This window comes from Brevibacterium daeguense (genome assembly GCF_021729135.1).
In the GTDB taxonomy this organism is placed as follows: Bacteria; Actinomycetota; Actinomycetes; order Actinomycetales; family Brevibacteriaceae; genus Brevibacterium; species Brevibacterium daeguense.
Window position 1 is genome coordinate 1 of sequence record NZ_JAJTWW010000025.1, and the last position, 24382, is coordinate 24382.

General features: G+C 68.3%; 15 protein-coding genes, 2 tRNA genes and 1 pseudogene. 8 read left to right on the forward strand and 10 right to left on the reverse strand.

All coding sequences use genetic code 11. The features are described 5' to 3' along the window. The 3 genes and pseudogenes from LXN01_RS15255 to ilvA all read right to left on the reverse strand — a co-directional run. Positions 1-250, reverse strand: a pseudogene (locus tag LXN01_RS15255) (hypothetical protein); the annotation flags it as partial. Continuing rightward, positions 247-1260, reverse strand: coding sequence for an NAD(P)H-quinone oxidoreductase (locus tag LXN01_RS15260; protein WP_236866572.1), 1014 nt, complete (start codon positions 1258-1260; stop codon positions 247-249). The gene LXN01_RS15260 and the pseudogene LXN01_RS15255, both read right to left, overlap by 4 nt. Before the next feature lie 102 nt (positions 1261-1362). Then, positions 1363-2649 (reverse strand): threonine ammonia-lyase IlvA, encoded by a 1287-nt coding sequence (gene ilvA, locus LXN01_RS15265; RefSeq protein ID WP_236866574.1) that lies wholly within the window; start codon positions 2647-2649, stop codon positions 1363-1365. Positions 2650-2832: 183 nt separating this feature from the next. Between ilvA and LXN01_RS15270 the strand changes: the two genes are divergently transcribed. The 5 genes from LXN01_RS15270 (at position 2833) to glgB (ending at position 12125) form a co-directional block, all read left to right on the forward strand. After that, entirely contained in the window at positions 2833-3822 is a 990-nt protein-coding gene (locus tag LXN01_RS15270; protein WP_236866576.1) for a universal stress protein, read from the forward strand. A gap of 113 nt (positions 3823-3935) precedes the next feature. Then, on the forward strand, positions 3936-5012 hold the full coding sequence (locus LXN01_RS15275) for a universal stress protein (protein ID WP_236866577.1): 1077 nt from the start codon (positions 3936-3938) through the stop codon (positions 5010-5012). Between the two features lie 95 nt (positions 5013-5107). Further along, positions 5108-7228 (forward strand): alpha-1,4-glucan--maltose-1-phosphate maltosyltransferase, encoded by a 2121-nt coding sequence (locus LXN01_RS15280; RefSeq protein ID WP_236866579.1) that lies wholly within the window; start codon positions 5108-5110, stop codon positions 7226-7228. 181 nt (positions 7229-7409) lie between these two features. Beyond that, complete coding sequence (locus LXN01_RS16260) at positions 7410-9881, forward strand: maltokinase N-terminal cap-like domain-containing protein (protein ID WP_336885285.1); 2472 nt, start codon at positions 7410-7412, stop codon at positions 9879-9881. Positions 9882-9920: 39 nt separating this feature from the next. After that, complete coding sequence (gene glgB, locus LXN01_RS15290; RefSeq protein WP_425547668.1) at positions 9921-12125, forward strand: 1,4-alpha-glucan branching protein GlgB; 2205 nt, start codon at positions 9921-9923, stop codon at positions 12123-12125. Positions 12126-12133: 8 nt separating this feature from the next. Here the strand turns inward: glgB and LXN01_RS15295 are convergent, their stop codons facing one another. The 5 genes from LXN01_RS15295 to LXN01_RS15315 form a co-directional block, all read right to left on the reverse strand. Continuing rightward, positions 12134-12904: a VOC family protein gene (locus LXN01_RS15295; RefSeq protein WP_236866581.1), complete on the reverse strand. Its 771-nt coding sequence runs from the start codon at positions 12902-12904 to the stop codon at positions 12134-12136. Positions 12905-13073: 169 nt separating this feature from the next. After that, the gene (gene treZ / locus LXN01_RS15300; protein ID WP_236866583.1) at positions 13074-15149 is read right to left on the reverse strand and encodes a malto-oligosyltrehalose trehalohydrolase; all 2076 of its coding nucleotides are present in this window, start codon (positions 15147-15149) and stop codon (positions 13074-13076) included. A gap of 33 nt (positions 15150-15182) precedes the next feature. After that, positions 15183-18104, reverse strand: a complete 2922-nt coding sequence (locus LXN01_RS15305) for an alpha-amylase family glycosyl hydrolase (RefSeq protein ID WP_236866584.1) — start codon at positions 18102-18104, stop codon at positions 15183-15185. 40 nt (positions 18105-18144) lie between these two features. Further along, positions 18145-20436: a glycogen debranching protein GlgX gene (gene glgX / locus LXN01_RS15310; RefSeq protein ID WP_236866586.1), complete on the reverse strand. Its 2292-nt coding sequence runs from the start codon at positions 20434-20436 to the stop codon at positions 18145-18147. Between the two features lie 220 nt (positions 20437-20656). After that, positions 20657-21400: a hypothetical protein gene (locus LXN01_RS15315; protein ID WP_236866588.1), complete on the reverse strand. Its 744-nt coding sequence runs from the start codon at positions 21398-21400 to the stop codon at positions 20657-20659. Positions 21401-21645: 245 nt separating this feature from the next. On the opposite strand from LXN01_RS15315, the gene LXN01_RS15320 reads away from it, so the two are divergent. Beyond that, a tRNA-Ser gene (locus tag LXN01_RS15320) sits at positions 21646-21733 on the forward strand. Between the two features lie 106 nt (positions 21734-21839). Here the strand turns inward: LXN01_RS15320 and LXN01_RS15325 are convergent. Beyond that, positions 21840-21913 (reverse strand) — tRNA-Gly (locus LXN01_RS15325). A 122-nt stretch (positions 21914-22035) separates the two neighbouring features. Between LXN01_RS15325 and LXN01_RS15330 the strand changes: the two genes are divergently transcribed. Continuing rightward, on the forward strand, positions 22036-22224 hold the full coding sequence (locus LXN01_RS15330; RefSeq protein ID WP_236866590.1) for an Rv3202a family protein: 189 nt from the start codon (positions 22036-22038) through the stop codon (positions 22222-22224). 140 nt (positions 22225-22364) lie between these two features. Here LXN01_RS15330 and LXN01_RS15335 read toward each other — a convergent pair whose 3' ends face one another. Then, positions 22365-22976: a PepSY domain-containing protein gene (locus tag LXN01_RS15335; protein WP_236866592.1), complete on the reverse strand. Its 612-nt coding sequence runs from the start codon at positions 22974-22976 to the stop codon at positions 22365-22367. A gap of 192 nt (positions 22977-23168) precedes the next feature. Here LXN01_RS15335 and LXN01_RS15340 point away from each other — a divergent pair, with 192 nt between their 5' ends. Continuing rightward, positions 23169-24212, forward strand: a complete 1044-nt coding sequence (locus LXN01_RS15340) for an MBL fold metallo-hydrolase (protein WP_236866594.1) — start codon at positions 23169-23171, stop codon at positions 24210-24212. Positions 24213-24382 lie beyond the last annotated feature (170 nt).

Consider the following 24382-nt stretch of genomic DNA (forward strand, 5'->3'; position numbering starts at 1 on the left):
CAGCTGCGGCATCCGACCGGGTCGGCTGCTCGCCCGCCTCTGCCGGGCTCGGCTGCTCGTCCGCCTCCGCGGTCTGCACCTGGCGGTTCACGGTCGCTGCTGTGCCGGCCTCAGCGGGCCCGCCGGCCTCCGTCGAGGGCTCGGGCGGCTGAACGTCCGGGTCCGGCACCTGCGGGCCGGGCACCTCGGGAGTGTCCGGCTGAGGGTTCTCCGGCTGCGGGATGCGTCCCGGATTCACTGGTTCAGTCATGCTTCACCTGCCACGTCGAGAAGGACCTTGCCGATGCTGGTGCCGTCCTCGAGGAGGGCCTGGGCGCTGCCTGCATCGGCGAGAGGGTGGATCGAATGGATGATGGGCTTGATGGTGCCGTCGGCGACGAGGGGCCAGATGTCGCGCGACACCTGGTCGACGATCGCCGCCTTCTGGCGGCCCGGCCGGGCGCGCAGCGTGGATCCCATCACGGACTTGCGGCCGCGCATCAGCGCATTGAGGTTGATCTCGGCCTTGACCCCGCCCTGCAGGCCGATGATGACCAGCCGGCCGTCGTCGGACAGTGCCTTGATGTTGCGGTCGAGGTACTTCGCGCCGATGAGGTCGAGGATGACGTCGGCGCCGGGCTTGGTGCCTGCCGCCGCGGCATCCGCGGCCGTGATCTGCCGGATCTGCTCGACGAAGTCCTCGTCCTGGTAGTTGATCACGGCATCGGCGCCGAGCTCTGTGCAGAAGTCGGCCTTGCGATGCGAACCGACGGTCACGGCGACCTTGGCGCCGAGAGTCTTCGCCAGCTGGATCGCAGCGGTGCCGATGCCGGAGCCGCCGCCGTGGACGAGCAGCCATTCCCCGGGAAGCAGGCGAGCGGCGGCGAACACGTTGGAGTGCACGGTGCAGACCACCTCGGGAAGCGCCGCGGCCTCCTGCAGGGAGAGGTTCTCCGGGACGGGGAGGAGCTGGCCCGCCGGCACGTCGACGACCTCGGCGTACCCGCCGCCGCTCAGGAGTGCAGCGACCGGCTGCCCGACCTCCCAGCCGGTGACGCCTGCTCCGAGTTCCAGAATCGTTCCGGATACCTCGAGGCCGGGGATCTGAGTCGCGCCCTCCGGCGGATCGTAGTGGCCCTGGCGCTGGAGGATGTCAGCGCGATTGATGCCGGCAGTGTGGACCTTGACGAGGACCGATCCGGCCGGACACTCCGGGGCGGGTACGTCGTCGAGGACCAGAGCGTCCGGTCCACCGGGGTTCGGGATCGTGATAGCGCGCATGACTCCCACCCTACCGAGCCGGTTCCGGGAGTGCGAGGTTCGCGTGCGGCAGGCGCCGGCGCCTCGGATCGCGAACGGGGAGTCGGGCGATGGACGGGGGAGTCAGACGAAGAGTCGGAACAGCGGCGAGTCCTGACCGACCGTCTCGATCTGCAGGGGTGAGGCCGCCATCCGCTCGAGCAGGCCGGGCAGATCGGCTGCGCTGCCGAGGGTGATGCCGACGAAGGCCGGGCCGGTCTCCCGGTCGGAGCGCTTGACGTACTCGAACATCGAGATGTCGTCGTCGGGCCCGAGCACCTCGTCGAGGAAGCGTCGCAGCGCTCCGGGCTCCTGCGGGAAGTTCACGATGAAGTAGTGCTTGAGTCCTTCGTAGACCAAGGAGCGCTCGAGGACCTCCGAATACCGGGAGATGTCGTTGTTGCCGCCGCTGATCAGGCAGACGACGGTGGATCCGGGTTCGACGACGACCGGGGCGCCGGAGCCGGCCCTGCCGATCGCGGCCGAGGCGAGCGCGCCGGCTGGTTCGGCGATGATCCCGTCCGTCTGGTAGAGCTCGAGCATCTCCGAGGCGGTGCGGCCCTCAGGTACGGCCTCGACCCGGACGTCGTGCTCGGTGATGATGCGGAAGGTGATGTTGCCGGCCCGCCGGACGGCGGCGCCGTCGGCGAACGAGTCGACGGTGTCCAGCGTGACCGGATGGCCCGCAGCCCTCGCCGCGATCATCGAGGCGGCACCGGCCGGCTCCGCGCCGATGACTGTGGTGTCGGGCATGTGCTCGGCGGCGTAGGCGGTGATCCCGGCCAGCACTCCGCCTCCGCCGACCGGCACGATGATGCAGTCCGGGTCTGCCGGCAGCTGCTGATGGATCTCCGCCGCGATGGTGCCCTGACCGGCGATCGTGCGCGGATCGTCGAACGCCGACACCAGCAGAGCACCGGTCCGCGCGGCATAGGACTTGGCCAGATCCGAGGCATCGTCATAGGTCGAGCCGTCGATGATCACGGTGAGATCGTCACCACCGAAGTGGCGGATCCGGTCGATCTTCTGCCGCGGTGTGGTCTTGGGAACGAAGATGACCCCGGTGATGTCGAGCTCATTGCAGGCGCGGGCGAAGCCCTGGGCGTGATTGCCCGCCGAGGCGCACACGACTCCGCGCTCCCGCTCGTCAGCGGTCAGCTGCAGCAGGAAGTTGAAGGCGCCCCTGATCTTGTAGGAGCGGACCGGCTGGAGATCCTCGCGCTTGAGATAGACGGTGGCGCCGGTCTGCTCGGACAGGCGCTCCGAGATATGGAGCGGGGAGGTGATCACGGAGTCGGCGATGCGCGCCGCGGCAGCCTCCACCTCGGTGGCGCTGGGAACATCCGTGAACTGCCTGTCTTCGATGAGCATCAGTCCATTGTGCTCCTCGGCAGCCGATGATTCCACCGCTCGGACACGTACAGTCCGGCCGGTGAGACGGTTGCGGAGTCCCGCGGGCCGGGCAGTTGCGTTTCGCCTGGTGGGTGCCGAGGCGCCTCGGCTGTGGTCCGGCTTACAATTCTGACAAGGGCACGACCTCAGCGAGGAGGATCCATGACAATCCCGTCAGACGCACCCGATGCCGGCGAGATCCTGGTCGGCATCGACGGTTCGGAGAACAGCGAGCAGGCATTCGAGCTCGCCCTCATGATCGCGGCCCGGCGCGGCTGGAATCTGCACCTGGTCGGGGCCTACACCCTGCTGCTCGCGATGAGCGCTCCGTACACCGCGGCGATGATCGACACCGACGAACGCTACCGGAACGCGGTGGTGAGCCGGATCCGCGAGGTGGGCGACGCTCTCTCCGCCCGGGCCGAGAAGGCCGGGGTGGAGGCGACCGTGACGGTGCACGAAGGCGACGCCGCCGGGATCCTGCGCGAGCAGAGCGCCTTCGCGAAACTCGCGGTGGTCGGCAAGCGCGGACGCGGCCCCTTGTCGGGACGGTTCCTGGGCAGCGTGTCGAACTCCCTGGTCGCGCACTCGGCATGCCCCACTCTCGTGGTGCCCGCGCGCTGGCAGGAGACGCAGCGCCGCCGGGCCGCCGAATCGGAGCCTGCTCAGGCCGTGGACGAGGACGGCGCCGCGAGCACCGAGGGCTTCGCCGGTCGTGTCGTCGCCGCCGTCGACCGCGACGAATCGGCTTCCCTGGTCGTCCGGCACGCCGCCGCGCTGGCAGCGGACGTGGATCGCCCCCTGAGCCTGGCGACCGCGATCCCGCTCGACATCGAGTCGCCCGGGTGGCTGCCGAATCCGCTGATCCGCAACCTCGTGGAGCCGCCTCGAGTGCGCGACGAGGTGATCGCCAATCTGGAGCAGCTCCTCACCGAGGTCACGCACGACCATGCAGACCTCGACGCCGACGCCCGATTCTGCAACGGGATCCCGTCCGAGGTTTTCACCGAGACCACTCGGGTGGCGGACTTCCTCGTCATGGGAAGCCGGGGTCGGGGCGGCTTCACCGGTCTGCTGCTCGGCTCGGTGAGCCAGGAGGTGCTCAACCGCGCCGAATGCCCGGTTCTCGTGGTGCCCACGCGGAAGCGGTGAGCGACGACGGACAGACCAGAACGGTGAGTGACGGACAAGACCGTGAGCGAAGCGACAGGACGAATTCGGACCAGGAAGAAGCACGCCGGACACGGCAGCCACAGGAGGCAGTCATGACATCTGCAGCAGAACCGATCAGCGACGTCAGCGGCGAAATCATCGTCGGTGTCGACGGCTCGCCGAACAGCGAGCGAGCATTCGACACCGCCCTTTCACTGGCACAGAAGCAGGGCAAGCGCCTGCGGCTGGTCTGCGCCTTCACGTTCCCCTTCGGCTACGTCGACCCCTACAACACGACGGCGCTCGACGGTGAGGAGACCTACAAGCGGATCATCGAGGAGAGGATCACCGAGGTCACCGACGAGCTCGGCAGCCGAGCCGAGCAGGCCGGAGTCGAGGCGGAGGTGGTGATCGAGGAGGGCGACGCCGCAGGCGTCCTCAGCCGACTGAGCGAGTCCGCGGACTACGCCGTCGTCGGCAAGCGTGGCCGCAACTCGTTCACCAGCAGATTCACCGGCAGCGTGTCGAGCTCCTTCGCCTCTCACTCCAAATGTCCCGTGCTGGTGGTGCCGGAGGGGTGGGACGCCGAGTCCGGCCTGTTGGCGGACGCGGCGCCGGAATCGGCGCTGACCGCACCGGAGCCCGAGGGCAAGGACCCGTCGGATGATTTCACCGCGGCGCTGCTCGGCGCCTCGCACCGCGTCAACCGCCGCGCCTACGAGAACATCGAGGACGACCTCAACTTCGACGGGGAGATCGTCGTTGCGATCGATCCCGGCAGCTCCGCCGGCTCGGTGGCCCCGCTGGCCGCCGACTGGGCCCAGCAGCTCAACCGGCCGCTGGTGCTGGTCACGGCGGTCTCCCTCGACGCTGACACGACCGGGTGGATGATCGGGTCCATCAGCCGGGAGACCGGGCAGGCGCCTCGGGCCCGGACGGTCGCGATCGAGCGTCTCCAGGAGGTCACCGCGGAGCTGGAGGAGACCCACCCGGACCTGTCCGTGAACTGGAAGTTCTTCGACGGTGCTCCGGCGGAGGTGCTCACCGAGGCCAGCCGCACGGCCACGCTGGTGATCGTCGGCAGCAGGGGACGAGGCGGGTTCGCCGGTCTGCTGCTCGGCTCGGTCAGCCGTGCCGTGCTCAATCATGCCGTCTCGCCCGTGCTGGTGATCCCGGTGAAATCCCGGTGAGCGGGTCGGCGCATTCACGTCCCATTCACTACGGTGCGCATGCAGTTCACCGGGGCGCTGGTGGAAATCCCACGAGCCGCCGTAGGTTGGGACCCGTGAGCCACTACTTCAGCCGGATCCCGATCATCGACCCCCAGCCGCTCGTCGAATGCGGGGCCTTCCCCGCCAAGGCGATCATCGGCGAGACCGTGCCGGTCGCGGCCACCGTCTTCCGCGAAGGCCACGACCTCATCGGGGTGAACGCCGTGCTGCTCGACGCGGACGACCGCGAGGTGCACCGCTCGCTGCTGTTCAACTCGATCGAGGACGTCGACCGCTACGAGGGGTTTGTCGTCCCGCGCACGACGGGCCTGCACCACATCGTGGTCGAGGGGTGGGCCGACGTGTTCTCGACGTGGCGTCGCCGTGCCGAGCTCAAGATCGCCGCCGACAGTGACGTCGAGCTCATGCTGGCTGAGGGAATCAGGCTCCTCGACGGCTACCGCGCGTCACCCGGGCGGGTGGACCGTGACAGGGAGATCGTGCAGGAAGCGCTGGACCACCTCGGCGCGGCCTCGGTGCAGCCGCTCGAGCGGCTGCACCGGGCGCTCAGCCCCCGGCTGCTCGACCTCATGAAGCGGCGCCCGATCCGCTCCCTGCTGTCCCGCTCGCGGCGCCTGCCGCTGAAGGTCTCGCGGCCGCTGGCGGGGAACTCGGCCTGGTACGAGTTCTTCCCCCGCTCGGAGGGCGCCCACCGTGATCCGGTGACGGGGACGTGGACGTCCGGCACCCTGCGCACTGCCGAGGACAGCCTGCAGCGAGTGGCCGACATGGGCTTCGACGTCATCTACCTGCCCCCGGTCCACCCGATCGGCGAGGTCAACCGCAAAGGTCCCAACAACACGTTGACCGCCGGCCCGGAGGATCCCGGATCACCGTGGGCCGTCGGTTCGAAGGACGGCGGACACGACGCCATCCATCCCGACCTGGGAACCTTCGACGACTTCGACCGCTTCGTGGCACGGGCCCACGACCTCGGGCTCGAGGTGGCTCTCGATCTGGCGCTGCAGGCCGCACCGGATCACCCGTGGGTTTCCGAGCACCCCGAATTCTTCACCCGGCAGCTCGACGGCAGCATCGCCTACGCGGAGAACCCGCCCAAGAAGTACCAGGACATCTATCCCCTGAACTTCGACAACGACTACCGGGCGCTGCGCGGGGAAGTGCTGCGGATCGTGGAGCTGTGGATCTCCCACGGCGTGACGATCTTCCGCGTCGACAACCCGCATACCAAGCCTCTGCGGTTCTGGGAGTGGCTGATCGCGACGATCAACAGCCGCCACCCCGAGGTCGTGTTCCTCGCCGAGGCGTTCACGCGCCCGGCGATGATGCACTCGCTGGCCAAGGCCGGCTTCCAGCAGTCGTACTCGTACTTCACCTGGCGCAACACCCGCGAGGAGATCGAGGAGTACCTCGTCGAGCTGCGCGACGAATCCGGACCGTTCCTGCGCCCGAACTTCTTCGTCAACACCCCCGACATCCTCACCGAGTACCTGCAGTTCGGCGGGCCCGCCGCCTTCCGGATCCGGGCGGCGCTGGCTGCGACCTCCTCGCCCCTGTGGGGCGTGTACGCCGGCTACGAGCTGTACGAGCACGTCGCCCGCCCGGGCGCGGAGGAGTACATCGACAACGAGAAGTACGAGTACAAGCAGCGCGATTTCGACGCCGCGCTCGCCGAGGGGCGATCGTTGGCGCCGTACATCACCCGGCTCAACGAGATCCGGCGGATGCATCCCGCGCTCGGCGAGCTGCGCAATGTCACCATCCACGGCTCCGATGACGACTCGGTGCTGGTGTTCTCCAAGCGCAAGGGCGAGGACGTGCTCATCATCGTCCTCAACGTCGACCCGCACAGCACGCGGGAGACCATGGTCCGGCTCGACCTCGCTGCTCTGCGGCCGTTCAGCCTGTTCACCGAGGCGCCCCCCGGCCGCAATGTCGCCTCCCTGAGCGCTGAGCTCGAGTCCGCTGCCGCCGCCGGAGCGCTCGGCGGGCCCTCCGAGGCGGGGCACCAGCACGACCCGGTGCCGGTTCCGGCGTCCCGGGCGGCGCGGGAGTTCGAGGCCCACGACCTGATCACCGGTCAGACGTGGACCTGGGGCGCCGACAACTACGTGCGACTGGACCCGAAGGTCGAACCGGCCCACATCATCCAGGTGCGGTGGCCGGAGGGGTGAGCTCGCGCCTCGGCGAGTGAAGCCCCGCGACAGGTGAGCGGGTGCCTCGGCAGGTGACGTGGCCGCCCGGGTGAGCGGGCGCCTCGGCGAGTGAGCCGCTCCTTCCCGCGCGGAAGGAGCGAGGTGATCGGCGCGATTCGCTACAGTGGAGGAACTGCAGTCGACGACAGGGGAGACAAGGGTGGCCATCAGCAGTGATCTCGAGCGCTTGCTCTCCTCCTGGCTGCCCCGACAGGCGTGGTTCCCGAAGCTCGAGACGGAACTCGGCGCCGATCCCGACATCACCCCGATGTCGGTGACGCGACTGTTCGAGTTCGACACGCGCAAGCGCCGGACCGAAGGCTCTGCATCCCTCGGTGCCGCCGGCGGCGCCGCTCCAGGTGACGCGGGGGACTCCGCCCGGCCGCGGGCCGCCGAGACCACGACCGCGCAGTACCGCCTCGTCGACAACCGCGGCGGTGTCCGCAGCGCGGCCGCCGGCGAACCGTCCGAGCGAAGCGAGCCGGCGGATCCCGCCACATCGGGCGCTGCGAGCGCGGACGTCCGGGACATGGGCGTGATCCAGGGGAACCAGGCGATCATCTCGGTCGGCGACGGCCGCACCCTGCGCCGCCTCAACATTCCGCTGAGCTTCCGGACGCAGGAGGACTTCGCCCTCAGGCCTCACCTCATCGGCGTCGTCGACGACATCACCCTGGGTCAGTGCTACGTCTACGACGGCTGCGCTGACCCCGTGTTCGTCCTCGCCTACGCGCAGGCGATGGCCACCGGGCGCCGCTTCGAGGGCGGCCAGGTGCAGGCCAACCGCGTGGGCGAGTCCGAGCACGCCTTCGCCGCACTCACTGCGCCCGAGGCGCTGCTCGCCCACTCGGAGGTGATCCGGCTGGGCATCATCGACAGCCGGACGAACGAGTCCAGCGTCGTCATCGACGATCCCGATCACCCCTGCGTGCTCACCTTCTTCCGCGTCGTCCGACCGGGAGTGAGCTCTGCGGTGCGAATTCCGGTGGCGCTCACCGAGGTCGGCTCCACCGCTGTGCCGGAAGTCATCGGCTGGGCCGCCGGACGCTGGTTCGACGCCACCGACCTGGAGACGCTCAGCGCTCCGCTGGTCATGCTCAGCCGCACCGAGCGCGGCTCCCGACCGGCCTGGCGTGAAGCCGTCGACGTGGCCTGTGCGGTGGATTCGGGTTCGATCGGCAGCTACAACAAGAAGGCGATGGCGCTCGGCACGCGGGTCGGCGAGCTGCACCTGGATCTCGCCGCGGAGTTCGGCGTCGTCCGGAGCATCGGCGAGCCGACCGCCCACTGGGTGACGAAGTGGCAGGAACGGGTGGACTTCGCGCTCGCCCGGGCGCCCCTGGCGCTGAACAACCTGGCGCCCCGACTCCGTGCTCACCGCGAGTCCCTGGCCGAATTCGAGGTGCTGGGCGGGTTGCAGCGCATCCACGGCGAGCTCACGCTCGACCATGTGACGAGCAGCGAGACGGGCGGGTTCCGGGTGGTCAACTTCTCCGAGGACACGCAGGAGTTCCCCAAGCCGCCGGCCATCGACCTGGTCGCGCTGCTGCGCAGCATCGACTATGCCGCGGGCTACGCCCGGCTGCGGCGCACCGGCGCGCTCGAGGTCGATGCGCAGCCGGTCGTGCTGGGATTCTCCGGTCTGAAGGAGTCGAGCGAGTCCATGCAGGAAGTGGTCGACTCGCCCGAGTACCTGTGGTCCTCCCAAGCCCAGAATTCACTCCTGACCGGGTATTCGCACGCGGTGAACGCCTCGGTCGGTCTGCACGACCCGGTGCTGCGGGCAGTGCTGATCGACCGCCTCCTCGTCGAAGTCGTCACCGAGCTGCGCAACCGCCCGACCTGGCTCATCGTGCCGCTGGCCACGCTGACTCTGCTGCTGAGGGGACGCCTCAAGCACGACGTCCCGGTCGCAGCCGAGACCGCGGCCAAGCCTGCCTGGACGGCTCCGCCGGCCACCGTGTCCGCGGAGGAGTTCTCGCAGGCATCCGCCGAGAAGGATCAGGTGCTGCTGGACAGCGTTCCGGCTGCTGAGGACGAACCCCCGGGACCGGTCGTGGAGACCGGCCGGGAGGGCCGGGTCACGCCGGAGCCGGAAGTGGCCGAGGCGCCGGGGACGGGGCAGGAACCGGAGACGGGGCCGGAGCCAGAACCGGAGTCTGCCGAGGCGCCGGGGACGCAGCGAGCGTCCGACGGCAGTGCCGGTCCCGCCTCGGAGCCGGCGGAGGACACCGTCGATTCGGAAGCCTCGGACGCCGAGGAATCCGAGGAATCCGGGTTCGACGAGCTCGAGGACGATCCCGCCGATCCTGACGACGGAGAGATCGACGACGACGGCATCGACGACAGGGATGACGGCGCCGACGACGGGCACGCGAACGGCGCCCGGAGCTCCGTCGCACCTCCCGTTCCCGCCCGCCCTCCGATCTCCGCGGCGTCGGCATCACCGCGGCCTGCGGTGCCGCCGCGCCCGGCCGCCTCGGCGCGGATGCCCGCGCCCGGAGCGCGGCCAGCGCCTGCAGCGCGGCCTGCACCGCAAGCGGCGTCGCAGTCTGCGTCGACTGCGGCATCCGATCGGGACGACGTCCCTGCCCGGCCGTCCGTGCCGCCGCGCTTCTCCGACCGTCAGTGACACTTCCCATCACGCAGAGCCCACGAGCATGAGGTAGCAATGAGCGCATTTGATCCGGATCTCCTCGACACCATTGCCGCGGGGTCGCATCACAGCCCGCATTCGGTGCTCGGCGCTCACTTCGCGACCACGGCACCGAGCACTCCCGGCTACGAGCCGCAGCGGGAAGTGGTCGTGCGGGTGGTCCGGCACATGGCGCGCTCCGTGGCAGTCGTCATCGACGGCGAGCGGCATCCCGCCGAGCACGTGCACGGGGGGATTTGGGAGGTGCGTCTGCCATTGAAGCAGATCCCCGACTATCGGATCGAGACCGATTGGGGCCAGGGTCCCGTCGTCGCCGACGACCCCTACCGATTCCTGCCCACTCTGGGCGAGTTCGACCTGCATCTGATCGGCGAAGGCCGCCACGAGAAGCTGTGGCGGGTCCTCGGCTCCCATTTCCGCACCTACGACGCGCCGGGTGCCCCGATCACCGGGACGAGCTTCGCGGTGTGGGCGCCGAACGCGCAGGCCGTGCAGGTCATCGGCGACTTCAACTCCTGGGACGGGCGCGGCCACGCGATGCGCTCGCTGGGCTCCTCAGGGATCTGGGAGATCTTCGTCCCCGGACTCGGAATCGGTGAGGTGTACAAGTACCGGCTGCTCAGCCGCGACGGCCGCTGGGTTGAGAGGGCCGATCCGATGGCTCGTGCCACCGAGGTGCCCCCGCGCACCGGTTCCGTCGTCACCGGATCCGCCTACAGCTTCCAGGACGCCGGGTGGATCGCGGCCCGCGACACGAGCCCCCCGACCGAGTCCCCGATGTCGATCTACGAAGTGCACCTCGGGTCCTGGCGGATCGGCCTGGGCTATCGCGAGCTCGCCGAGGAGCTCGTCGAATACGTCTCCGAACTGGGCTTCACGCATGTCGAGCTCCTCCCGATCGCCGAGCATCCCTTCGGCGGCTCCTGGGGATACCAGGTCACCTCCTACTTCGCGCCGACCTCCCGGTTCGGCCAGCCCGATGAGTTCCGGTACCTGGTCGACAAGCTTCATGAGGCGGGCATCGGAGTCATCCTCGACTGGGTGCCCGCGCACTTCCCGAAGGACGAATGGGCACTCGCCCAGTTCGACGGACAGGCGCTCTACGAGCATCCGGACCCACGACGGGGGGAGCACCCGGACTGGGGAACCCTGATCTTCGACTACGGCCGCAACGAGGTCAAGAACTTCCTGGTGGCCAACGCGCTGTACTGGATCGAGGAGTTCCACGTCGACGGGCTGCGGGTCGACGCCGTCGCCTCCATGCTCTACCTCGACTACTCGCGCGAGGGCGGGCAGTGGGTTCCGAACGTCCACGGCGGCAGGGAGAACCTCGAAGCGATCTCCTTCCTGCAGGAGGTCACGGCGACGGTCGGCAAGAAGCATCCCGGAGTCGCGATCATCGCGGAGGAGTCGACCGCGTTCCCCGGCGTCACCGCGCCGACGTCCGCCGGCGGACTGGGCTTCGACTTCAAATGGAACATGGGCTGGATGCACGACTCCCTCGGGTACGTCGCGCGCGACCCGATGTACCGGAGCTGGCACCACAACGAGATCACGTTCTCGATCGTGTACGCATTCTCGGAGCAGTTCGTGCTCCCGATCTCTCACGACGAGGTCGTCCACGGCAAGGGCTCGCTGCTCGGCAAGTTCCCGGGCGACCGGTGGGCGCAGCTGGCAGGACTGCGCTCCTTCCTCGGCTACCAATGGGCTCACCCCGGCAAGAAGCTCATGTTCATGGGCTCGGAGTTCGGGCAGGAAGCGGAATGGTCCGAGCAGCACGGGCTCGACTGGTGGCTCACCGACACCCCCAGCCACCGCGGCATCCAGCACCTTGTGCGGGATCTCAACGTGCTGTATGCGGAGACCGAGGCGCTCTGGGAGCAGGATGGGCAGGAGGCCGGATTCCAGTGGCTCAGCGGGGCCGACTCGCGGAACTCCGTGATCTCTTTCCTCCGCTGGTCCGCTTCCGGTGATCCGCTGGCGTGCGTGGTCAACTTCTCCGGGCAGACCCTGAGCGACTACCGGATACCGCTGCCGTCGACCGGAGTGTGGTGCGAGCGAATCAACACCGACGCCGAGGCCTATGGCGGTGCGGGGATCGGCAACATGGGGTGGATCGACAGTGAGAGCGGAGGGTTCAACGGCTTCGAGGCCTCCGCCGTGCTGACGCTCCCGGCGCTGTCGACCCTGTACTTCACCCCGGAGACCGCGGAAGACTGAGGGGCGGCCTACTCGCTGCCGACGGCGAAGATCGAGGCGCCCTGCGGATCGGCGAACGCGGTGATGATGCCGAATGGCGACGGGTCTCCGTCCATCATCATCGTGGCCCCGTGATCGACCGCCTTCTGCAGCGTCGCGACCGAGGACTCGACCAGGTCGTAGACGTTCCAGCTGCTCGACGCCTCCGCCGGGTAGAAGGGCGCGACGTCCATCAGACCGAACAGGTACTCGCCGTTGACCCCCTTGGCGCTGGCATAGTTCACGTCCATGCCCGGCGGGACCTCGAAGGACACCCCGAGCCAGCCGCTGTAGAACTCCTCGGCGGCGGCGAAGTCCTTCGAGTGCAGGTCGAACCATCCCGGGCAACCGGGCTGGGCGACGGCGTCGAACCCGCGTCGGACTCCCGGCTGCCAGAGCCGGATCGCAGCCCCTGATGGGTCCCGGATCTCGGCGGTGCTTCCGGGAGGTCCGATCTCCATGGGTTCGGAGACCGCCTCGGCCCCGAGCTCCAGGGCCTGCGCGTAGGCCTCTTCGATGTCGTCGACATGCAGGTGGACGGACCACCACGCGCGAGGATCCTCCACGTCGGCGCACGGACCCAGGCCGCCGATCACCGCTCTGCCGCTGTCGGTTCTCGTGAGCGCGATGTGGTAGTTGCCGAACTCCTCGCCCTGGTTCTCGAATTCCCAGCCGAAGACGTCGGAGTAGAACTCGGCTGCGGCCGTGACATCGGGGGCGTTGAGCTCGGCCCAGCACGGCTGGCCGGTGATGAAATCCATGTTCGCTCCTGTGACGGCGGTCAGGCCGCCGAGTCCGATTGGGCAGTCCTGTGACAGCCGGTCGGCCGCTGGTCTCAAGTATTCCGGTTCGACCGGCTGATTGGGAAGAGAGACCGATCGCCGCCTCGGGGAAGGGCGACCGGTCAGCGGGGCAGCAGGAGCTCGTCGGTCAGCGCCCCGGCAGGGTGAGCTCCTCGACCTCGTCGGGAGCGTCCGCCAGCTCCAGCGCCACCGCCGTCATCGGCTGGAGCACCACGGCGCGCTCCCGCAGCTCGGCAGGCCGGAAGCGGGTGGTCTGCTCGGCCGGCTGGTCGGTTGCCCGCCCGTCAGGATCGCCCTCTGCCGCGCGATGGTCGAGCAGGAACCGGGAGGTGTCGAGCACGATCCTCTCAGCCGATCGCGGGAGCAGCACCGCCTGTGCCGCGGAGCCGAGGTTGGCGACCACGCCGAAGGTGTCGACGAACACGGCGATCCAGTCGCCGTGCCCGGCTGCCGCCCTGCCGACCGAGACGTCCTCGAACCGGATGTCCCGGAACTCGGGTCGCCGGCTGCGCAGGCGGCCGAGCTCGCGATACAGCTGGAGGACAGCGGCGCGATCGCCTGACTGGAACTCCGACCAGTCGAGCATGGAGCGGAAGAACGTCGCCGGGTCCTGAGGTTCCGGCACGGTCGACTCGTCCCATCCCATGCGGGCGAACTCGGAGCGACGTCCATTCGAGACGGCATCGCCCAGCCAGTCCTCCCGGTGATCGGTGAAGAACTGCCACGGAGACGACGCCGCCCATTCCTCGCCCATGAAGATCATGGGCGTGTTGGGTCCGAGCATGAGGAGGGCGGCTCCGACGGCGAGCCGGTCGGTCGAGACCAGCTGCGACAGCCGTTCGCCCGCGGCGCGATTGCCCACCTGATCATGATTCTGGGTGCACACCACCAATTGATCGGGCCTCACCCGTGATTCGTCGATCGGGCGTCCGTGGGCGCGCTCGCGGAAGGACGAATAGGTCCCGTCATGGAAGAAGCCGTGCTGCAGGACCTTGGCCAGCGCCTCGGGTGCGGCGAAATCCGCGTAGTAGCCGCTCGATTCGCCTGTCAGTGCGACGTGGAGCGCGTGGTGGAAGTCGTCGCTCCACTGCGCGGTGAGTCCATGACCGCCGCAGGTGCGGGAGGTGATGAGCTGGGGATCGTTCATGTCGGATTCCGCGATCAGCCATACCGGGTGCGCGCGATCCTCCGACAGCGATGCCATGTGGATCGCCATGTCCTCGAGCAGGTGGACTGCGCGGGAGTCGACGAAGGCGTGCACCGCGTCGAGCCGGAAGGCGTCGACTCCGTAGTCGCGGACGTACATGCCCAGGTTGTCGAGGATGAGAGCGCGCACTTCATCCGAGTGCGGTCCGTCGAGGTTCATCGAATCGCCCCACGGATTGGCCGCTGCCCGGTGCAGATACGGGCCGAAGGCGCTCAGGTAGTTCCCCGACGGCCCCAGGTGGTTGTACACGACGTCCTGGATCACGCCCAGGCCGCGCGAGTGGGCGGCGTCGATGAAGCGTCGGTATCCGTCCGGACCGCCGTAGCTCTCCTGGATCGCGAACCAGTCGACACCGTCGTAGCCCCAGTTGCGCAGGCCTGCGAACGTGTTCACGGGCAGCAGCTCCACCCAGCCGACGCCGAGTCCGACGAGGTGGTCGAGGTGTGCGATCGCAGCGTCGAAGGTGCCCTGCGAGGTGAAGGTGCCGACGTGGAGTTCGTAGACGGGGGAGGAGTCCCAGGCGCGGCCGGACCAAGGCTCGTCAGCGCCGGAGTCCGGTGCCGAGGCGGGGAGCACCGTTGCTGAAGGACCGTGAGGGCCGTAGGGCTGGCGCCGGGATCGCGGATCCGGCAGCAGCGCCGGATTGTCATCGAGCAGGAACCCGTATTCGAGGACGGCCGACTCTGCGGCGAGCGCTTCGGTGAGGTGGGCCGAGGTCTGCCTCACCGCCCACCAGCCGCCGGTCAACCGCGCAGCGGGCTCCGTGCGGAATCCGGCTGCCTCCAGCTGGGCGTGCTGGAACGGCTCCTCCAGGTAGTTCGCGGTCACGAATCCGGTCCCGTACGATCCGGTCGCCGGTCGCCATGCCAGCGCCACCTGCTCCGCTTCCGGGGCCCAGACATGGAAGACCGCACCGTCGGCTTGGCCGTTGCCGCGCGGGGTCGACGGATATTCGGGGAAGTGGAACGTTGTGTCGATTCCGGGGTGGCGAACCATGCGATCCTCAGCAGTCGGGGTGAAGGGGAACGGTCATTCGAGGCGCTCGAGGACCGCGATGGGCAGGTCTGCGAGAAGTTCGGCGGCGGTGAATTCCAGTCCGGAGAACTCCCTGCCGGTGAACACGTCGCGCCACCGGCAGGAGGACGGATCAGCGGACGGGGAGGGCGCCTCGGCGGTCGCCGGGTGCGCCCGCGGTGAGGCGGCGGCGGACTGCTCGGCGTCCGCGGTCCCGGCGAGCGCCGATTCGAGGTATTCGGCGTCGTCGAGCGGGCGCAGCTGCTCCTGGGAGATGACCACGGTCGTGTCGCCCCAGCCACCGGCCTCCGCCAGCGTGAGCGGCAGGCGGGTTCCGACCAGCAGCACCCGGCCGCCGAACAGGCAGGCCAGCGCGTGCTCCCACCGTGGCCCCGTGCGTCCGACCGGCACCGGGGGCCCGACCAGGTGCGGGGAGTCGGGGACGAAGACATCCCGCAGGCGAGAGCGCAGGTGCAGCAGTCGAGAAGTGATCAGCATCTTCACCGCGCCGGAATCCCAGGTCTCGACTTCAGCGAGATCCACGCCAGCCGCATTCGGAGCATCGTCCGACCGGCTCTCGACCAGCTCGAGGAGCTCGCGCCGGGTGGTGTAGTCGACGGGTCGACGGTTGTCCGGGTCGACCAGCGACTGGTCCCACAGCTCGGTGCCCTGGTAGACGTCCGGCACGCCGGGCGCCAGCAGCTGCAGGCTCTTGGCCACCAGGGAGTTGCTGCGTCCGGCGGCCCGAATCCGCACGTCCATCCCCTCGATCAGCGTGCGGAGGCGGGCACTGTCGGCAGTCGCCTGCATGGCCGCCCGCAGGTCTCCTTCGAACTGGTCGTCGTTGTCGGTCCAGGTCGTGTACAGGCCCTGCTCGCGCGCAGCCTTGAGAGCGTATTCGGTCAGGCGCTCCGGAGACGCGGGCCACGCTCCGAGCACCGCCTGCCAGAGGAGGATGTCGAAGGAGCTGTCGGCGGTCGGACGCTTCCTGCTGCGCTTGATGCTCTCGTTGACCCCGAAGTCGAGCTCGTCGTCCACGACGAGGTCCGACTCATCGGGGCGGTAGCGGATCGGCGCGAGTTCGCGGGCGGCTGCGAGGAACTCGCCGAACTCCTCCGGGACCTCCGCGAGGGTGAGAATCCGCGCTCGGGTGTCCTCGCTGCGCTTCGTGTCGTGTGTGGTCAGCGAGTTCAGTCCGTACGGCGTGTTGGCCGCGCGCAGCTCGAACTCCTGCGGCAGCGCTGTGGGCTCGAACGGCTCGGCAGGATGGCCGCCCACCTCGTTGAGCGCCGTGAGAGCAGCGTAGCGGTAGAACGCGGTGTCCTCGACACCCTTGGCCATGATCGCCCCGGTCGTCTGCGTGAAGCGGACGAAAGTGGGGTGGCCGACGGTGGTGAGCACGACTCCCAGATAGGCCAGCAGCCGATCGGAGGCGACATCGGAGCGGGCAGTCGAGCGCACCCGCGACAGAGCGCGCATGATGATCTGCCCGTCCGGGCTCAGCGGTTCGAGCAGACCGGTGTCGACCGCATCGGAGAGCTGCGCGAGGAAGTGGAGGCGATCCGTGGGAGCAGGCAGGTACACGCGGTACACCGGCAGCGAGGAGGCGAGGGTCCCGAACACATCGGCGAGCTGTTCGGTATCGATGTCGAGCGGGTCGGCGCCGATCATCGCCCTCGACTCTGCGTCGCAGTGCAGCCATCCGGTCGCCTGGAACTCCCGCGCCAAGCGCAGCATCTCGGCCGACAGGGGGCCGTACGCGAAGTGCGTCTTGGCCGACTGCTCGATCTGGGTGAACAGGCCGGTGGCAGCGGTCGGATGGCGCTGCAGATGTCGGCCGGCCGACCGCAGGTCCACCGGATCCGCATCCGGGAACTCCTCGGCCGGGAGCGGCCCTCCGGCTTCGAGCTGCTGCCGCGCGGCCTCGAGCTGGTAGAAGCCGGTCCGATCGGTCAGCGCGCCGTCGATGTAGGCGATCAGCTCGTATCCCGTGGTGCCCTCGGCGCCTGCCTCCCGCCACGCGGCCGGGAACACCTCGCGGCTGCCGCGGGTGTCCAGCGCGAGGATCTTCTCCGTCACCAGGTAGGCGCCGGTCAGGTGCTTGAGCCGCGCGAGGTACTCATCCGGCCGTGCGAGCCCGTCGATGTGGTCGATCCGCAGCCCGTCGACCAGGCCGTCCGCACACCACGACGCGATCTCCTGGTGGGTGGCGGCGAACACCTCGGGATCCTCGACCCGCAGACCCGCCAGGGTCTTGATCGAGAAGAAGCGGCGGTAGTTGAGCTCCCAGTCCTCGTGCTTCCAGTGCACCAGGCGGTAGTTCTGCACAGCGTGCAGCTCTTGCGGGGTCATTCCCTCCCGCAGGCTTCCCGGGGCGACGGGGTAGAGACTGTCGTAGTAGGCCAGGACCGGCTCACCCTCATGCTCTCGGATCTCCAGCTTGTCCAGATCCCCCGGTTCGCCGAGTTCGGCGATGACGAGCTTGCCGGTTGCAGGCCGCACCCAGCCGTCGGCAGGGCGATAGGGGGCGACACCATCCGCTCCCGCGGCCCAGTCGATGTCGAACCATCGGGCGAACCGCGAGGCTTCACCGAGCTTCAGCACGTCCCACCAGTAGGGATTGTGGGCAGGCGTGGCAATGCCCATGTGGTTGGGAACGATGTCGACGAGCACTCGCATGCCGGCGGCATGGGCCGCGGAGGCGAGCGCTTCCAGGCCGGCCCTGCCGCCTCGGGCCCGGTCGACGCGCGCGGGATCCACGACATCGTAGCCGTGGTCGGATCCCGGCTCCGCCTCCAGGATGGGGGAGAGGTAGACCCAGTCGACGCCGAGGCGGGCGAGGTAGTCGACCTGGGCCGCCGCGTCGTCCAGTGTGAAGTCAGCCGTGAGCTGGAGTCGGTACGTGGAAGTCGGGACGGGGGCGGGACGGTGACTCAATCTCACTCCTGTGATTGCGGGATCGGACCCGGGCTCGACTCTAATCCCTCTCTCGCTGTTCTTCGTAGCCCGGGCGGACCTTCTCCCCGGGCCGGCCGGGCGCCCCGAGCTCCTCGACGGGGCGGGCGCCGGGACGCTCGGTATCCTCCTCCGCCTCGGAGCTCTGCCCGGCGACAGTCCGGGAGGCCAGCGACGCCTCGACCGACATCTCCGCCTCCTCCTGCGGGAGGAGCTCCTTCATGATGATCATCGACTTGCCGCACAGCGTGAGAGTCGTGCCGGCGACGAACGAGTCCTCCTCGTCGAATTCGCCGGCGGTGTCGATCTGCACCGCCCAGCCGGGTGCGTAGTCCTCGCCCGGAAGCGTGAACTCGACGTCCTCCAGGGCGGCGTTGAAGCAGATCAGGAAGTCTTCGTCGCGGATGGGACGGCCCCGCTTGTCCATTCCCTGGATTCCGTCACCGTTGAGGTAGATGCCGAGCGCGCGGGCGAACGAGGCGTTCCAGTCGGTGACGATCATCTCCTCGCCGTCGGTGTTGAGCCAGACAAGGTCGGGTAGGGGCTGCTCGGTGTCCGAGCGGACGACCTGGCCGTTGAAGAACCGGGAACGCCGGAATGTCGGATGCTCGTGGCGGAGGGCCATGACGCGGGAGGTGAACTCGACGAGCGGCTGATCCGCGTTCTCCCAGTCGATCCATGCCAGCTCCGAGTCCTGGCAGTAGGCGTTGTTGTTGCCGTCCTGTGTCCGGCCGAGCTCGTCACCGTGGCTGATCATCGGAACGCCCTGGCTGAGTGCAAGCGTGGCGATGAAGTTGCGCTGCTGACGGGCTCGGAGCTCCAGGATCTCGGGGTCGTCGGTCACGCCCTCGGCGCCGTGGTTCCAGGAGCGGTTGTGGGATTCGCCGTCGCGGTTGTCCTCGCCGTTGGCCTCGTTGTGCTTCTCGTTGTACGACACCAGGTCGGCCAGCGTGAAGCCGTCGTGTGCGGTGACGAAGTTGATCGAGGCGAAGGGGCGCCGGCCCGAGTTCGCGTAGAGGTCAGCCGATCCCGAGATCCGCGAGGCGAACTCGCCGATCGTCGAGGGTTCGCCGCGCCAGAAGTCGCGGACGACATCGCGGTACTTGCCGTTCCACTCCGTCCACAGGGGCGGGAAGTTGCCGACCTGGTACCCGCCCGGGCCGATGTCCCAGGGTTCGGCGATGAGCTTGACCTGACTGACGACGGGGTCCTGCTGAATGATCTCGAAGAAGGTCGAGAGGCGGTCGACGTCGTAGAACTCCCGGGCCAGTGCTGCGGCGAGGTCGAAGCGGAACCCGTCCACGTGCATCTCCGTGACCCAGTAGCGCAGGGAGTCCATGATCAGCTGGAGGGAGTGCGGCATGCGGACGTTGAGGGTGTTGCCAGTGCCCGTGTAGTCCATATAGTGCTGGGGGTCATCGTCCATCAGGCGGTAGTAGTGGGGATTGTCGAGACCGCGGAAGGAGATCGTCGGTCCCAGGTGGTTGCCCTCTGCGGTGTGGTTGTAGACGACGTCGAGGATGACCTCGATATCGGCGTGGTGCAGGGCGCGGACCATCTCCTTGAATTCCTGGACCTGCTGGCCGAGCTGACCGGACGAGGAGTACTCGTTGTGCGGGGCGAGGAATCCGATGGTGTTGTAGCCCCAGTAGTTGCGCAGGCCCTCTTCCTGCAGCCGCTGGTCCTGGACGAACTGGTGGACGGGCATGAGCTCGATGGCGGTGACGCCCAGCTTCTTGAGATGCTTGATGACGCTGGGGTGCGCTACGCCGGCGTAGGTGCCGCGCTCCTCCGGGGGGACGTCCGGATGCAGCTCGGTCAGGCCCTTGACGTGCGCCTCGTAGATGACCGACTGGTAGTAGGGGTGCCGGGGGTGCTGATCTCCGCGCCAGTCGAAGTAGGGATTGATGACCACGCCGAGCATCATCGATTCCGCGGAATCCTCTTCGTTGAATCCGCCGCCGCCTTCGCCCAGGGGGTAGGAGAACATCGGCTGGCCCCAGCTGATCTGGCCGGAGACCGCCTTGGCGTACGGATCGAGCAGGAGCTTGGCCGGATTGCAGCGCACCCCGTTCTCGGGTTCGTAGGGTCCGTGGACCCGGTAGCCGTACAGCTGACCGGGTTCGATCTGCGGCAGGTAGCAGTGCCAGACGAAGGCGTCCTTCTCCGTGAGCTCGATCCGGTCCTCATTGCCCCACTGGTCGAACAGGCAGAGCTCGACTTTCGTGGCGGGCTCGGAGAATACGGCGAAGTTGGTTCCCGTGCCGTCGTAGGTGGCGCCGAGGGGGTACGGGGTGCCGGGCCAAACTTGCATCGCTGATCTCCTGCTGGTCGGTGAAGCGGTGAATGTCGGATCCTGGTACTACACTACCCAGCGGTCGGGACACCGCTTGACCACTGGCTGACCGGCGGCTGAGGCGGGGGCCAGGGTGCGAGGCGGGGGTTGGGTCGCAAAGCGGCAGGCGCCTCACGAGGCGGCACGCGCCTCGCGAGGACGGGCCTGCCGCCGAGGCGCGCATGTCCTCGCGATTCGATCAGGGACGCCAGACAAGGCGAGCGATCCCGTAGGCGGGAGCCCTGGCCGCCCGGAGCCACGGGGGAGTCACCAGGCCGGCGGGTGTCTGCGCGACCGGCCGGAACCTCAGGTGCGGGTCGTCCGGTCCGGCCGGATCATCCGAGCGCTGGGTGGGCTCGATGGAAGCTTCGCCGGCCCCGCCGTCGGCGGAGAGGACGACCTCGCCCAGGGGCTCCCATGGGCCGGAGTTGCGGGAGTACGACAGTCGGAAGTGCTTCGCTCCGTGCTCGTGTGATGCGTCCGGGTCGTTCGCTCCGTCCGGGTCGAGTCGGAAGACGATGTTCCCCTCGGGGCCGGCCAGCGGGAGCATGGTCGTGAGCGGTCCTTCTGTCACCCGGGAGTGGAGCTGGAGGACGTACCGGGTGAGCACGCCCGTTCCGGTGGAGGCGAAGAGCAGGTCGGCAGGGCCCCCGCGCCGGCCGCCGCCCTGAACGCGAAGCGCAACGCCCATAACATCCGGAAGCTGGATCGGCCAGGAGGCCGATCGCGAAAGCCGTGCGGTGACGGGTGCCTCGCCGGCGGTGTCGAACAGCGGGGAACCCGTGCTCCCCGGAGCGTCGACGACCAGAGTGCCCGGTACCACGGAGCCCACGGAATGGACCGGGCGATTGCGGCGGATTGCGCCCAGCGCCCCGAGGGCAGCGCCCAGCGCCAGCCCAGCAGTCCCCGCCAGGGCAGTGGTCACGGCTCGGGGCAGGTTCATGGCGGCTCCTCCGGGGACTGGCCGGTTCATGGCGGCTCCTCCAGTTGCTGGCAGTGCTGGTGCAGATGCTGCTCGCGGCCCGTCGCTCTTCCGGTCGGGCGCGCTGTGGGCGGTGCCGTCCGCTGTTCGGTGCGGCGATACTCCTCAGGTTAACGAGTCAGCGCAGGCCAGGTCGCCGTGCGAGCGCTGGAAGAGTGTGTCACACTGATGGGTGCACGAATCCGGATCCAGTCCCGGAGCGTGTTGGTGAGTTGACAGAGCGGCCGAATGTGACGGTCTTGAAAACCGTTGAAGGGCAACCCCCTTCCGTGGGTTCAAATCCCACACTCACCGCATTGCGGGCCCTTGTCCGGCGAGAACGAGAGTCACCAGCTATGGCGGCCCGGGCCGGAAACGCGAACGTCGGGGCGCCGGTGATCCGGCGTCCCGACGACACATGTGGAGCGGATGACGGGAATCGAACCCGCACTATCAGCTTGGGAAGCTGAAGTTCTGCCATTGAACTACATCCGCGCAGACCCTCGAAGGTCTGATCTCTCATATTACACGTGACTCCGTGCCGCCGCGTCAGGCAATCGCAAAAGCGAGTCCGCAACCCTAGACTGGAATGCACCTGCGAGAAGGGAGGAGCTGCTGTGACCCAGGACAACCGCCGCTCGATATCGGAAGCGAGCGAGCACGATATCGCCGACAGCCAGATTTCCACGGAGGAGCAGGAGGCGACGACCCCGGAGACCCCGCTCAATGTCTCTCAGGCCGAGGCCTCCGAATCCGACCTCGTCGATCAAGCGGTGACGGTTCCTCTGGAGGACGACGACCGCTGAATCGGAAGGCGCCTCCGCGAACCTGACGGACGCCTCAAAGGCCGTGGCCCGCTCACCGGAGGGTGAGCGGGCCACGATCTGCATTCAGCTCGCCCTGCTTTCGCTCGTCCCGCACTCGGCGCGGTCTGCATTCAGGGGTCTCAGTCCTCTTCGGAGACCTCGCCTGACTTGGCGTCGACCCAGAGCTCCTTCTCGCCGTCCGAGTGGATCTCCACCTCGTAGCCGAGGCGATCGTCCTCGTCGTCGAGCTCGGCGGACTCGAGAGTGCCCGGGTGCGCCTCAGCAGCCTTCTCGACGGCTTCGCTCAGCGAGACCTCTGCGGCTTCAGCGGCCGACCGGTCGTCGTCATCACTGTCGTCCTCGTCGCGGTTGCCGACGATCTCGCTGCCGTCGGCACTGATGTCGTACTCGACTTCGCGATCACCCTCGACGACTTCGACTTCCCACTGCTGGTCATCGTCGGACCGGTCGATCTCGACAGCAATCCCGTTGTTCTCGCCCTCCGCGAGAGCGATCGCGGCAGTTGCCGAGGCGATGTTGTCAGCAGAATCGGCAGCGCCGGTGTCGGTGCCGTTGGTCGGCTCGGTCGCAGTCTCATCATCGGCCGGCGATTGCGCGGCCCCGGACTCAGCGGCCGGAGCGGGGTCGGCGGGAGTGGCGGTGCTTTCGGCGGTCTGTCCTCCGCCGCAGCCGGACAGGACCAAGCCGAACCCGAGAACGGCGGCGGCCAGTGCGCAGTTGTTGCGTTTCATTACGACTCCTTCGCATTCGATGGTGATGACTCGAGAGTAGGGGGCCGTGATGAGACCAAGATGAGGAATCTGAGTTGAAGATGAGGCCCCTGCAGGGCCTTGAGGTCCCTCAGTTCGGACAGAGAAGACGAACTTCCGACACGCGGCTAAACTGGTCTGAACGATTGTTAAGAACGTCGAAAGGTGCGGTCGATGGAGATCGAGTCCCTCAGCAGCGAACAGCGGCAGGCGTGGCGGGACCGCGTCCTGCCTCCGGTCCAGACGGTTTCGGAGGGAGTGTGGGCCATCCCTGTCCCGATCCCGAACAACCCGCTGGTCTACACCTACTGCTACGCCATCGCCGAGGACTCCGGCGTCGCGCTCATCGATCCGGGATGGGACGGCAAGGAGCAGCTGGAGGCCCTCACCGCGGGGCTGAGCCAGGCCGGCTTCGCGCTCAAGGACATCACCGGGATCGCGGTCTCGCACTACCACCGGGACCACATCGGTCTTGTTCCCGCGCTGTTCCAGCGCAACCCGGACATGTGGCTGGCGCTGCAGTCCAACGACATCGCCACCCTCGACACCTTCCGCAAGCAGGAGAAGGGCGCGGTGACCGGGGCCACGGGCGAGAAGACCATCGCGGAGATCTACGGCGTCCCGGCTCAGCGACGCGACGAGCTGGCGCACCTGGACGCCCGGAAGCGCGCCGACCACTTCACCGTTCCGCATTGGCCGCACGAATTCGTTGTGCTCTCCGACAACGATGTGCTGCCGATCCGCGGTCGGAAGGTGGAGTCGCTGTGGACTCCCGGCCACACCTACGGGCACTCGGCATTCCTCGACGCCGAGGCGGGAGTCTTCTTCTCGGGCGACCACGTCCTGCCGACCATCACACCGAATATCGGCCTGGATGCCCCCTCGATCACCCACAGCCTCGCGGACTACCTCGGCTCCCTCGAGCGGATGTCGAAGCTCGATGAAGACGTCACCGTCGCCCCCGCCCACGGCTTCCGCTTCCGCGGACTGCAGGTGCGAGCCGAGCAGATCGCCGGCCACCACGACGAGCGCCTGGCCGAGATCCGGGCTCGCTGGGCAGAGGTCGACGACCACTCGGTCTACGCGATTGCACAAGGGCTCCACTGGTCGCGTGGTTTCGAGGGGCTGCAGAACTTCAACCTGTTCGCCGCGCTCGCGGAGACGGCCGCGCACATGTACTACCTGGGGCTGCCCGTCGGAGAGCCCGCAATCGCCTGACGTCGCCGCAGAGCCGCCACCCGCGGACCGCCTCGGGAACAGCAGAAGGCCCGGACTGGATTCCAGTCCGGGCCTTCTGCGTGAGGGCTCTGCTCAGACGGCTGCCTGCGCGGGTGCCTGGGAGGAGACCATTCCGGCGAGGCGGTCGGTGATGATGGTTTCGGCGTCGG

Coding starts and splice junctions, on each gene's coding strand:
- LXN01_RS15260 (WP_236866572.1), bottom strand. CDS start 1,260: ATGCGCGCTATCACGATCCCGAACCCCGGTGGACCGGACGCTCTGGTC.
- ilvA (WP_236866574.1), bottom strand. CDS start 2,649: ATGCTCATCGAAGACAGGCAGTTCACGGATGTTCCCAGCGCCACCGAG.
- LXN01_RS15270 (WP_236866576.1), top strand. CDS start 2,833: ATGACAATCCCGTCAGACGCACCCGATGCCGGCGAGATCCTGGTCGGC.
- LXN01_RS15275 (WP_236866577.1), top strand. CDS start 3,936: ATGACATCTGCAGCAGAACCGATCAGCGACGTCAGCGGCGAAATCATC.
- glgB (WP_425547668.1), top strand. CDS start 9,921: ATGAGCGCATTTGATCCGGATCTCCTCGACACCATTGCCGCGGGGTCG.
- LXN01_RS15295 (WP_236866581.1), bottom strand. CDS start 12,904: ATGGATTTCATCACCGGCCAGCCGTGCTGGGCCGAGCTCAACGCCCCC.
- treZ (WP_236866583.1), bottom strand. CDS start 15,149: ATGGTTCGCCACCCCGGAATCGACACAACGTTCCACTTCCCCGAATAT.
- glgX (WP_236866586.1), bottom strand. CDS start 20,436: ATGCAAGTTTGGCCCGGCACCCCGTACCCCCTCGGCGCCACCTACGAC.
- LXN01_RS15315 (WP_236866588.1), bottom strand. CDS start 21,400: ATGAACCTGCCCCGAGCCGTGACCACTGCCCTGGCGGGGACTGCTGGG.
- LXN01_RS15335 (WP_236866592.1), bottom strand. CDS start 22,976: ATGAAACGCAACAACTGCGCACTGGCCGCCGCCGTTCTCGGGTTCGGC.
- LXN01_RS15340 (WP_236866594.1), top strand. CDS start 23,169: ATGGAGATCGAGTCCCTCAGCAGCGAACAGCGGCAGGCGTGGCGGGAC.